This is a genomic window from Neisseria sp. P0021.S007 (genome assembly GCF_051956855.1).
This window is the reverse complement of record NZ_JBQCXA010000152.1, coordinates 1-1,045: the sequence shown is the minus strand read 5'-3', so window position 1 is coordinate 1,045 and position 1,045 is coordinate 1. Positions and strand designations below refer to the sequence as shown.

The 1,045-nt window shown below is 47.7% G+C and carries 1 protein-coding gene; it reads right to left on the bottom strand.

The window, feature by feature from the left end:
* A partial coding sequence (locus ACTHUR_RS11850) for an S-(hydroxymethyl)glutathione dehydrogenase/class III alcohol dehydrogenase (RefSeq protein WP_440398704.1) occupies positions 1-1,045 on the bottom strand: 1,045 nt, incomplete at both ends.

The window sequence follows — 1,045 nt, the reverse complement described above, 5'->3', positions numbered from 1 at the left end:
ATTTACCTTCGTGCATTAACTCAAAGGCTTCATTGATTTGATTGAGTGTCATTGTGTGGGTCACAAATGGTTCCAACTGGATGTCGCCTTTCATTGAATCTTCCACCATTTTCGGAAGTTCAGAGCGACCTTTCACGCCACCAAATGCCGTGCCTTTCCAAACACGACCTGTTACCAACTGAAACGGACGAGTTGAAATTTCTTGTCCCGCACCCGCTACGCCGATGATAATGGATTGTCCCCAGCCACGGTGCGCACTTTCTAATGCTTGACGCATTACGTTTACATTGCCGATACATTCAAAGGTATGGTCAATGCCCCATTTATTGATGTCTAACAACACATCTTTGATCGGTTTATCGTAATCGTTCGGATTTAAACAATCCGTTGCACCGAACTTTTTTGCCAACTCGAATTTTGAAGGATTGGTATCAATAGCGATAATGCGACCCGCTTTGGCTTGACGCGCACCTTGCACCACCGCCAAACCAATCGCCCCCAAGCCAAACACGGCAACAGAGTCGCCTTCTTGCACTTTTGCCGTATTATGTACCGCACCAATACCTGTAGTAACGCCGCAGCCGAGCAAACATACTTGTTCGTGGTTGGCTTCTGGGTTGATTTTTGCCAGTGAAACTTCGGCAACAACTGAGTATTCGCTGAAGGTCGAACAGCCCATATAGTGATAGATCGGCTGACCTTGATAAGAAAAACGCGTCGTACCGTCCGGCATTAAACCTTTACCTTGTGTATCACGCACTGAGACGCACAAGTTAGTTTTACCTGAACGGCAAAACTCACATTCGCCACATTCAGCGGTGTAAAGAGGAATGACATGATCACCCGGTTTTACGCTTGACACACCTTCGCCCACAGCAACGACCACACCCGCACCTTCATGCCCAAGCACCACAGGAAATACGCCTTCCGGATCGCTTCCTGATAACGTAAATGCATCAGTGTGGCACACGCCAGTGTGCGTGTTACGAATTAACACCTCGCCTTTGTGCGGCATTTCTACGTCGATTTCCACAATTTGTAAGGG